Below are 11,148 nucleotides of genomic sequence, written 5' to 3'. Positions count from 1 at the left end.
CTCCGGAGCCCGCCGCACCCGCGCCTCGAACCGGTCCAGCACCAAACCCGACGGCACCGCCAACTCCGTCGCGTTCCACCCCGACACCACCGCCGCGCGCTCGCGAGCGTCCAGTACCTCCACGTCCCCGACCCGCACCGACGGGTCCGCCACCACCCCCTCCAGCACCCGCACCAACCGCCGCGCCAGCCCCTCCGCCTCACCGGCCCCGAACAGATCCGGCCGGTAGGTCAGCCGGACTTCAAGCTGGTCGGTGACGTCGACGCCGAGCGTCAGCGGGTAGTTGGTCGCTTCGCGGGAGTCCAGGACGTCGATGGACAGGGCGTCGCGGCCCCCGGTGTCCTCCGGCGGCCTCGGGTAGTTCTCGTAGACGATGAGGGTGTCGAAGGTCGCGCCCGCTCCGCCCAGCTTCTGGATCTCCTGGAGGCCGAGGTGCTGGTGACCCATCAAGGCCGACTGCCGCCGCTGCACGTCCGCTAGGAGATCCACCACCCGCTGCCCGCCGTCCAACCGCACCCGCACCGGCAACGTGTTGATGAAGAGACCGACCATCGACTCGACGCCCGGTAACTCTGGAGGGCGCCCCGCCACCGTCGCGCCGAACACGACGTCCGAACGGCGCGCCAGCCGCGCCAGCACCAACGCCCACGCCCCTTGCACCACCGTGTTGACCGTCAGCCCTCGCCCACGTGCCCACGCCCCCAGCGCAGCCGTAGCTTCGCGCCCCAGCCGCGCCTCGGTCTGCTTAGGCAGCACCGCCGGCCGCCCGGGATCCGCGGGCACCACAAGCGTCGGCTCGTCCACTCCCGCCAGCTCCGCCCGCCACGCCTCCCGCGCCGCCTCCTTGTCCTGCCGGCCCAGCCAGGCCAGGTAATCCCGGTACGAAGCGGTGCGCTTGAGCGCGGAGGCGTCGCCTCCCGCCTCGTACACCGCGGACAGCTCGCCGAGCAGCACCGGCATCGACCAGCCGTCCATCAGGATGTGGTGGGTCGTCATCACCAGCCGGTGCCGCTCCTCGCCGAGCCGGACGAGGACCAGCCGCAGCAACGGCGGCGTCGCGGGGTTCAGCCGCTGCGCGCGCTCCTCGGCGGCCAGCTTTTCGAGCCGGGCGGCGGCGTCCGGTCCTGTGGCGCCGGACAGGTCTGCCTCGCGCCAGGGCAGCCGGACCTCGCGGGCGATGAGCTGGACGGCTTCGCCGGAGGCGCGCCGGTGGAAGCTGGCGCGCAGGGCGCCGTGCCGGGCGAGCAGCGTCTCCCAGGAGGCGCGCAGGCGCGCGGCGTCCAGGGGACCGTCGAGGCCGAGGACGAACTGCACGGTGTAGAGGTCGGGGCCGGTGCCGTCGTAGCCGGTGTGGAAGAGCAGGCCCTCCTGCAGCGGCGACAGCGGCCACACTTCCAGGGCCGGGCGGGTGGCGGCGGGGTGGGTCTTCACCGGAACAGTCCTCCTTCGATCGTGCCGGCGATCTCTTCGAGCCGTTCGACGTCGTCCTGGCCGAGGTCGAGGAGGGGGAAGTCGGAGGGGGTGTGCCCGCCGGCGGCGGGATCCTCGGTGTGCGCGGCGAGGCCGGCGAGCATCTCCAGCCAGGTGTCTCCGAGGCGTTCGGCGTCGGCCCGGTCGAGCAGGTCGGGCGGCCAGCCGAGGGTGAACGACAGCTCGGGGCCGGCGGCGCTGTCGCGGACGACGGCGTTCGTGCCCAGGGTGTGCAGTATCGGCATGTCGGGCGGGGCCGTGCCGCCGACGGCGCGCTCGCCGGCGGGCTGCCAGGCCGCCACGGGTCCCGCGCCACGGGCGGGGAACCTGCCGAGGTAGTTGAAACCGAGTTGGGGCTGCGGCAGCGCCGCCACCGCCGCGGCCGTGTCCGCGTTGAGGTAGCGCAGGAGCCCGTAGCCGAGGCCGTCGCCTGGTACCGCCTGGGCCTGTTCCTTGACGGCCTTGAGCAGCCGTCCGGCGGCCGGTCCACCGGCGCGCACATCGTCGAGGTCGATGCCCTGCAGGTCGAGGCGGAGCGGGTGGACGCTGGTGAACCAGCCCACGGTGCGCGACAGGTCGAGGTTCCCGGCCGGCTCCCGGCCGTGGCCTTCGACGTCCACCAGGACGGTGGCGCGTGCTCCCGGCCGCCAGTAGGCCACCGCCGCGGCGAGGGTGGCGAGCAGCACTTCGTGGACGCCGCAATGGAAGGCGGCGGGCGTCCGGCCGGTGAGCGTCACCGCTTGGTCCGCCGGGAGGGTCCACGACTCGTTCTGCAGCGATACGACGGTGTCGGTCGCCGGGTCCGGCGGACGACGGGTCAGTGCAGGTGCGCCGGCGCCGAGTTGTGCGCTCCAGTGCTCAAGTTCGGCCTGCCGGTCCTTGCTCACCGCCTGCGCCGCGAGCTCCCGTGACCAGCGGCGGAACGACGTCGCCACCGGCTCCAGCGCCGGCTTCCGCCCCTCGCCCACCGCCTCGCACGCGGCCCGCAGATCGGGCAGCAGAATCCGCCACGACACCCCGTCGACCACGAGATGGTGGACGAGGAGCGCGATGCGCCCCACCCGGGCGGGCCCGGCGTCGAGCCATACGGCGTGGACCATGACGCCGTTTGCGGGGTCCAGCCGGTTGACGGCCGCGCGCGCGGCCTGCTCGGCGAGCCCGTCCAGGTCGTCGATGTTCGCGGCGTCGATACGGGTCACGCGGGCGGCCGGATCCACCGTGCCGCGCTGCGCGACGAGGAGCCGGGGGTCCGCCTCGTGGGAGAGGTCCGCTCTGGCCCGTAGCACGTCGTGGGTGTCGAGCAGTGCGCCGATGCCGCCGGCGAGCGCCTCGGGGCCGAGGCCCGCGGGGGCGCCGACGACGGTCCACTGCGCGAACTCCCGGCCCGCGGTCTGCGGGCCGAGCCGGCACATCACCGGCGTCCACGGCACCTCACCGACGCCGCTGTCGGCGCCGTCGGCCGCCGCGGGCGCCGCCGCCAGGGCGGCGGGCACGGCCAGGCGCTCGGGGGTCCGCTCGTCGAAGACCTGCCGGGGCGTGAGCACAAGTCCGGCGCGGCGGGCGCGGGAGGCGAGTTGCATGGAGGTGATGGAGTCGCCGCCGAGGGCGAAGAAGTCATCGTCCGCGCCGACCCGTTCCAGTCCCAGCACCTCGGCGAAGAGCGCGCACAGCGCGGTCTCCGTCTCGCCCTCGGGCGGGCGGCCGGTGGCGTGCTCGGCGAAGTCCGGTGCGGGCAGGGCGGTCCTGTCGATCTTTCCGCTGGTGGTACGCGGCAGCCCGGGCAGTACGAGCACGGCTGCCGGCACCATGTAGTCCGGCAGCGCCGCGGCCGCCTCCTCGCGCACCCGCCGCGGGTCGACGTCCGGCCCTTCCGGGACGACGTAGCCGACGAGCCGCTTGTCGCCGGGGCCGTCGGCGCGCGCGACGACCACGGCCTCGGCGACTCCGGCGGCCTCCCGCAGCGCGGCCTCGATCTCGCCCAGTTCGATGCGGTGCCCGCGGACCTTGACCTGTTCGTCCGCGCGGCCGACGAAGACCAGTTCGCCGTCGTCGGTCCAGCGCACGAGGTCGCCGGTGCGGTACATCCGCTCGCCGGGCGTGAACGGGCAGGCCACGAACCGCTCCGCGGTCAGCCCTTGCCGCCCCAGATAACCGCGGGCGACTCCGGCCCCGGCGAGATACAGCTCGCCCGCCACCCCCGGCGGCACGGGCTGGAGGAATGCGTCCAGCGCGTACACCCGGGAGTTGGTGACGGGGCCGCCGATCGGCGGGGTGCCGCGGGAGTCGTGGATCCGGCCGAGCGTGGAGGCGACGGTCGCTTCGGTGACGCCGTACTCGTTGAACAGCTCGCGGCCGGCGAGCCAGCGGCGGCGCAGCTCGGGCGACCCGGGTTCGCCGCCGAGGACGACGCTGCGCAGCTCCGGCAGGTCGGCGGGCGGCACTTCGGCGAGCAGGGTCGGGGTGGTGGCGACGTAGGTGACGCGCTCGTCGCGCATCAGGCGGGTCAGCTCGTGGCCGGAGAGGTCGAGCCGGACGGGTCCGAGCACGAGCCGGCCGCCGGCGCAGAGCACCGGCCAGATGTCGCTCATCGAGACGTCGAAGCTCGGCGACACCAGTTGCAGGACGCGGCTGCCGGGGCCGAATCCGTACTGCGCGAGGCGGTCGGCGACGAGGTTGCGCAGGCCGTGGTGGGAGACGACGACGCCCTTGGGGGTGCCGGTGGAGCCGGAGGTGTAGATGACGTACGCGGCATGATCGGCCGTCAGCGGACCCCGCCGCTCCTCCGCCCGCAGCACCCCACCCGGATACGCGACCACCTCGGCCGCCACCGCCGGATCGTCCAGCACCACCGCCCCCACGTCCTCCGGCAGTACGTCCCGCGTCGCCACCGTGCACAGGACCACCGCCGGATCGGCATCCCCCAGCACGAACACCACCCGCTCAGGCGGATAGCCGGGATCCACAGGCACGAACACACCCCCGGCCAGCGACACCGCAAGCAACGCCTCGACCAGCAACGCCGACCGCTCCACCACCACCGCCACCCGGACCTCGGGCCCCACCCCCGCCGCCACCAGATACCGGCCCAGCCGCCCCACACGGCCCCCCAGCTTCCCGTACGACAACGACTCCCCACCGGCCACCAACGCCACCGCCCCCGACGACCGCCCCACCTGAACGGAGAACAGCTCGGGGGCCAGCGGCTCGGGCACGGGCGCCGCGGTGTCGTTGCAGCGGGTCGTGACCAACGCGCGCCGCCGCGCGTCGATGGCGTCGAGGCGCCCGACGGGCGCGGCCGGATCGGCGACGAGTTGCTCCAGCACCCGCACGAAGGACGCGGTGACGGTCTCGGCCCGGCCGGGCTCGAACACGTCGCGCCGGTAGAAGAGCTCGGCCCGCAGTTGCTCGCCGGGCCAGGCGATGAGCGTGAGCGGGTAGTGGCCGGCGTCCTGGGGCTCACCGGCGAAGCGGATGGACAGCGCCTCGGGGTCGTCGGACTCGGCGGAGGTGAGGGGGTAGTTCTCGTAGACGACGAGGGTGTCGAACGTGGCGCCGGGGCCGGCGAGCTTCTGCACGTCGGGCAGCCCGATGTGCTGGTGCGCCATCAGGCCGACCTGGCGCCGCTGGAGGTCGGCGAGGAGTTCCACCGCAGGGCGGGCGGGGTCGAGCCGGACGCGGACGGGCAACGTGTTGATGAAGAGGCCGACCATGGCCTCGACGCCGGGCAGCTCGGGCGGGCGGCCCGCGGCGGTGGCGCCGAAGACGACGTCGTCGCGGCCGGTGAGCCGGGCCAGGACCAGCGCCCAGGCGCCCTGCACCACCGTGTTGACCGTCAGGCCGTGCGCACGCGCCAGCTCCGCCACCCCCGCTGACAGCTCCGCGCCGAGCGTGAAGCGCACCCGCCCGGGCACCACTGGTCCTTCGAGCGCGTCCCGGGGTACGACGAGCGTCGGCTCGTCGGCCCCGGCCAGCTCGGCGCGCCAGGCGGCCTGCGCCCGGCCCTTGTCCTGGCGGCGCAGCCATGCCAGGTACTGCCCGTAGGAGGGGGCGGGCTTGAGCATCGACAGGTCGCCGCCCGCCTCGTACACCGCGGCCAGCTCGCGCAGCAGGATCGGCATCGACCAGCCGTCGATGAGGATGTGATGGGTCGTCACCACCAGCCGGTGCCGCTCCTCGCCGAGCCGGACGAGGAGCAGGCGCAGCAGTGGGGCCGCGGCGAGGTCGATGGGCCGGGCACGTTCCGCGTCGGCCAGTGCCTGGGTCTCGGCGAGCGCGTCGGCGCGGGGCAGCGCGGACAGGTCCGCGTCCCGCCACGGCAGCGCCACCTCGCGGGTGATGAGCTGGACAGCCTCGCCGGAGGGGCGCCGGTGGAAGCTGGCGCGCAGCGCCGGGTGCCGGGCGAGCAGCCCGGCCCAGGCGGCGCGGAAGCGCCGGTGGTCCAGCGGCCCGTCCACGTCGAGCATGAACTGCACGGCGTAGACGCCGGGGCTGTCGGTGTCGAAGCCGGCGTGGAAGAGCAGACCTTCCTGCAGCGGCGACAGGGGCCACATCTCTGCCAGGGCGGAGCCTTTGGCGACGGCTGAAGGGTTCACCGGGTCAGTCCTCCTTGGAGCTTCGCCGCGATCGCTTCGAACTGGTCGATCTCGTCCTGGCCGAGGTCGAGGAGGGGGAAGTCGGAAGGGGTGTGCCCGCCGGCCGCCGGGTCGTCGGTGTGGGCGGCGAGCCCGGCGAGCATGTCCAGCCAGACACGGCCGAGACGGTCGGCGTCCGCGTCGGTCAGGACACCGCCGGCCCAGGCGAGCGCGAGAGTGAGCTCGGGGCCCGCGGAGGTGTCGCGGACGACCGGATTGGCCTCCAGCGCGTGGGTGATCGCCATGCCGGGCGCGGCCGAGCCGCCGACGGCGGTCTCCCCGGCCGGCTGCCACTCCTCGACGCGGCCCGCGCGAGGGCCGGCGGTGAAGCGGCCCAGGTAGTTGAAGCCCACCTGCGGTGCGGGCAGGACGGCCAGCACCTCGGCCGTCTCCGGGTTGAGGTGCCGCAGCAGGCCGTGGCCGAGACCGTCGCCGGGCACGGCCTGCGCCTGCTCCTTGACGGACTTCAGCAGCTCACCCGCGGCCGGGCCGCCGCCGTGGACCTCGTCCAGGTCGATGCCGCCGAGATCGAGCCGCAGCGGGTGGACCGCGGTGAACCAGCCCACGGTCTGCGACGGGTCGAGGTCGCCGAGCTCCTCCCGGCCGTGGCCCTCCATGTCCACCAGCAGCCCCGTGTACCCGCCGGGGCGCCAGCGCGCGACGGCGGCGGCGAAGGTGGCGAGCAGCACCTCGTGCACGCCGCAGTGGTACGCCGTGGGCGTACGGGTCAGGAGGGTGGCCGCCTGCTCCGCGGGCACGGTCCACGACGCGCGGCGCTGGGTGCGCGCGGTGTCGGCGGCCGGGTCGAGCGCCCGCCTGCCGACCAGCGGTTCGGGCTCGACGAGCAGTTTCGTCCACTGCTCCAGCTCCGCCTGGCGCGCCTCACCCGCGGCCTGGGCGACGAGTGCGCGCGCCCAGCGGCGGAACGGTGTCGGCACGGGGTGGAGACGGGGCGGCAGGCCCGCGGCCAGCGCCTCGCAGGCGTTCTGCAGGTCGGGCAGCAGGACGCGCCAGGACACGCCGTCGACCGCGAGGTGGTGGACGACGAGCGCGAGGCGGCCGGTGCGGTACGGGCCCGCGTCCAGCCACACCACCCGCAGCATCCCGGCGCCGGCCGCGGGGTCGAGCCCGGCCGCCGCCTCGGCCGCCGCCCTGCCTGCGGTCTCGTCCAGCTTCCCGTCGGGCACGTTGGCGGCGTCGACGCGGGTGATCAGCGCGGCGGCGTCGAGAGAGCCGGGCCCGGGGACGAGGATGCGGGGGTGCGGATCGGCCGGGGCGGTGCGGGCGCGCAGCATGTCGTGCGCGTCGAGCACGGCGGCCACGCCGCCTGCCAGCACCCCGTGCGCCAGCCCCGCGGGGGCGCCCACCACCGTCCACTGCGTGAACCCGGCGCCGGCGACACCCGCGCCGATCCACCGCATCACCGGCGTCCACGGCACCTCGCCCACGCCCGAACCGCCATCGCCGTCCCCGTCCGCACTCGCGTCCACGGCGGGCCCGGCGGTCTCCAGGGCCACGGCCAGCCGCTCGGGGGTGCGCTCCTCGAAGATCTGTCGCGGCGTCAGCACGAACCCCGCCTTGCGGGCGCGGGACGCCAGTTGCATGGACGTGATGGAGTCCCCGCCCAGCTCCAGGAAGCTGTCGTCAGCGCCGACCCGGGCCAGCCCGAGCACGTCGGCGAAGAGCGCGCACAGCGCCGTCTCCGCGGCGCCCCTCGGCGCCCGGCCGGTCGCCCGGCCGGCGAAGTCCGGGGCGGGCAGCGCCCTGCGGTCCACCTTTCCGTTCGCCGTCACCGGCATCGCGTCGAGCACCAGCACCGCGGCCGGCACCATGTACTCCGGCAGCAGCTCCGCGGCGTAAGCGCGCAGCGCGTCCTCGGTGACGTACCGCCCGCCGTCCGCGACGACGTACCCCACCAGCCGCTTGTCGCCCGGACGGTCCTCGCGGGCCACGACCACGGCCTGCCCGACCGCCTCATGACCGGTGAGCACGGCCTCGATCTCGCCCAGCTCCACGCGGAAGCCGCGCACCTTCACCTGCGCGTCAGCCCGCCCGGCGAACTCCAGCACACCGCCGCCGGTCCAGCGCACCAGGTCACCGGAGCGGTACATCCGCTCCCCAGGCGCGAACGGGCAGGCCACGAACCGCTCCGCCGTCAGCTCCGGCCAGTCCGCGTAGCCGCGGGCCAGGCCCGCGCCGGCGATGTACAGCTCGCCGGTCGCCCCGGCGGGCACCGGGCGCAGGAAGCTGTCCAGCACGTACACCCGCATGTTGTCGAGGGGCCCGCCGATCGGCACGGACGCCGGGACGGGCGCGCCGGGCTCGATGCGGTACGAGGTCGCGAACGTGGTGGTCTCCGTCGGCCCGTACCCGTCCACGACCACCAGCTCCGGGCACGCCGCCCGCACCCGGCGCACCGCCTCCGCCTGCACCGCGTCGCCGCCGGTCCACACCTCGCGCAGCCCGCGCAGGCACTCCGGGCCGTCCTGCGCGATCAGGTGGAAGAGTGCGGCCGTCAGCCACATCGCGGAGATCCCGTGCCGCCGGATCAGCTCCCGCAGCCGCGCGGGAGTCACCGCGCCGGGCGGCGCGACGACGACCCGGCCGCCGGTCAGCAGCGGCGCCCACAGCTCGTACGTGGCGGCGTCGAACGTCTGCGGGGAGTGGAAGAGGACCCGCTCGTGGCCGCGGGCGAAACGGCCGTCGCGCGCGAGGTCCGCCACGTCGCCGTGCGTGACCTCGACGCCCTTCGGCAGCCCGGTCGACCCGGAGGTGTACATCACGTACGCCACGTCGTCCGGATCGAGGGACACCGGGTCCGCGGCGGCAGAGGCGAGCAGTTCGCCGGCCGGGACGACCTGTGGCGCCGAGGTACCCGGCTGCCCGTGCGCCACAGTCAGTACGGTCCGGCCCAGCGCCAGTTCGGTGCGCGCCGCCGGCCAGTCCGCGGCCACCGGGACGTACCCGGCGCCGGCCTTGGCGATGCCGAGGAGCACGATCACCAGCTCCGCGGACCGCTCCATCACCACGCCCACGAGGTCCCCGCGCCGCACCCCGCGCGCGGCGAGCCCGCCGGCCACCCGGTCCGCGGCCTGGTTCAGCTCGGCGTACGTCCACTCCCGCTCGCCGTCGACCAGCGCGACGGCATCCGCACACCGGGCCGCCCGCTCGCGGAACAGCTCAGGCAGCGCACCCTTTGCGAGGGGGCGGTCGGTGTCGTTGAAGTCCCGCAGCACGCGGGTCCGCTCCGGGCCGCCGAGGACGTCGATCCGGCCGACAGGCACCCCGGGGTCGGCCGCCATCCGCTCCAGGACGTGCACGAGCCGGTCGAGGACGGCGCCGGCTGCGGTGGCGTCGAAGGAGTCGAGCCGATGGCTCAGCTTCAGCCGGAGCCCACCTGCGGGATCGGCGACCAGCGTGAGCGGGTAGTTCGTCTCGCCCCACACCGCCGCCTCGGTGAAGCGCAGCCCCGCCGGAGCCGGGCCGTGGGCGGCGTGCGGGTCGGCGGAGGCGTCGATGGCGTCGGAGGCGTCGGTCCCGGAGGGGAAGTTCTCGAAGGCCATCACGGTGTCGAACGTCGCGCCCGGCCCGGCGAGCCGCTGGATGTCCGCGAGACCGAGGTGCTGGTGGTCTATCAGCGCCGCCCGCTGCGCCTGTACGTCCGCCAGGAGGTCCGCGACGCGCTGCGCCGGGTCGAGCCGTACACGCACCGGGACCGTGTTGATGAACAGCCCCAGCATGTGCTCCATGCCCGGGAGCTCCGCCGGGCGGCCGGCGACCGCGGCGCCCAGCACCACGTCGCTACGGCCCGCGAGCTGGCCCACGACCATCGCCCAGGCCGTCTCGATCACGGTGTTGAGCGTCACCCCGTGCGCGCGGACCAGCCCGGCCAGTGCCTCGTCCAGGGCGGCACCGGCACTGCGCAGGAGGTCCCGTGAGGGGGCGTCGGTGGCGCCGTCACTGCCGGGCGCGACGAGTGTCGGCTCGTCCACGTCGGCAAGCGCCCGCCGCCACGCCTCGGCGGCGGCGTCCCGGTCCTGGCGGGCCAGCCAGGCAAGGTAGTCGCGGTACGGCGTCACGGGTGGCAGCCCGGCGGCGCTGCCCCCGGCCGCGTAGCACGCCCACAGCTCGCGCCGCAGGATCGGCACCGACCAGCCGTCGAGCGCCAGATGATGGAGGGTGAGCACCATCCGGTACCGCTCGGCGCCGGTCCGCAGCAGCGCCACCCGCAGCAGCGGCGGGCGCGCCAGGTCGAACCGCCGGGCGCGCTCGGCTGCGGCGATCCGCTCCGACTCCGCCCACGCCTCGGCGGCGCCCAGCCCGGTCAGGTCTGCCTCGCGCCACGGCAGTTCCGCGTCCTCGACCACCGCCTGCACCGGCCGGGCCACGCCGGGCAGATGCCGGAACCCGGCGCGCAGGCTGGCGTGGCGGGCGAGCAGCGCCTGCCACGACGCCCGCAGAACAGCGGTGTCGAGCGGGCCTTCCACGCCGAGCACGAGCTGTCCGATGTAAACGTCGGTGGCCTGCTCGTCGTACACCGCGTGGAACAACAGCCCTTCCTGCAACGGCGATACCGGCAGCACCTCCACCAGCCCCGGGACGGCGTCCGACAACTCGTCCAGTACGTCCGGCGCCAGGTCGACCAGCGGTGGCGCATCGAAAGCTCCGGCGAAGTCGGTCACGGTGGCCGCGACGGCGGCGAGCCGGGCGGGGGTACGGAGCTGGAACACCTGGCGCGACGTGAACGCCAGCCCCGCCCGCTGAGCAGCCGACACGAGCAGCATCGAACGGATCGAGTCACCGCCGAGAGCGAAGAAGGAGTCGTCGCCGCCGACGCGCTCCACGCCGAGGACATCGGCGTACAGCTCACAGAGCAGCGCCTCCCGCGGCGTCGCGGGAGCACGTCCCGCACTCCCTTTCGCCTCGGGAGCGGGCAGGGCCTTGCGGTCGAGCTTGCCGTTGGGCGTGAGGGGCAGGGCGTCGAGGGCGACGATCGCGGCTGGGATCATGTGCTCGGGCAGCCGGGCCGCGGCGAACTCCCGTACGG

The 11,148-nt window shown here is 75.0% G+C and carries 3 protein-coding genes; all 3 read right to left on the bottom strand.

Annotated elements, in window-relative coordinates:
- The coding region (locus tag FB457_RS34890) for a condensation domain-containing protein (protein WP_486589266.1) at positions 1-1,431 on the bottom strand (1,431 nt) is incomplete at its 3' end.
- Positions 1,428-6,062, bottom strand: coding sequence for a non-ribosomal peptide synthetase (locus tag FB457_RS34885; RefSeq protein WP_145784689.1), 4,635 nt, complete (start codon positions 6,060-6,062; stop codon positions 1,428-1,430). The genes FB457_RS34890 and FB457_RS34885, both read right to left, overlap by 4 nt.
- Positions 6,059-11,148 (bottom strand): non-ribosomal peptide synthetase (locus FB457_RS34880; protein WP_145784688.1); only part of this gene is annotated, 5,090 nt, incomplete at its 5' end. The genes FB457_RS34885 and FB457_RS34880, both read right to left, overlap by 4 nt.

The organism is Streptomyces sp. CNZ287, from assembly GCF_007827615.1.
This window is presented reverse-complemented; position numbering and strand designations above follow the sequence as displayed.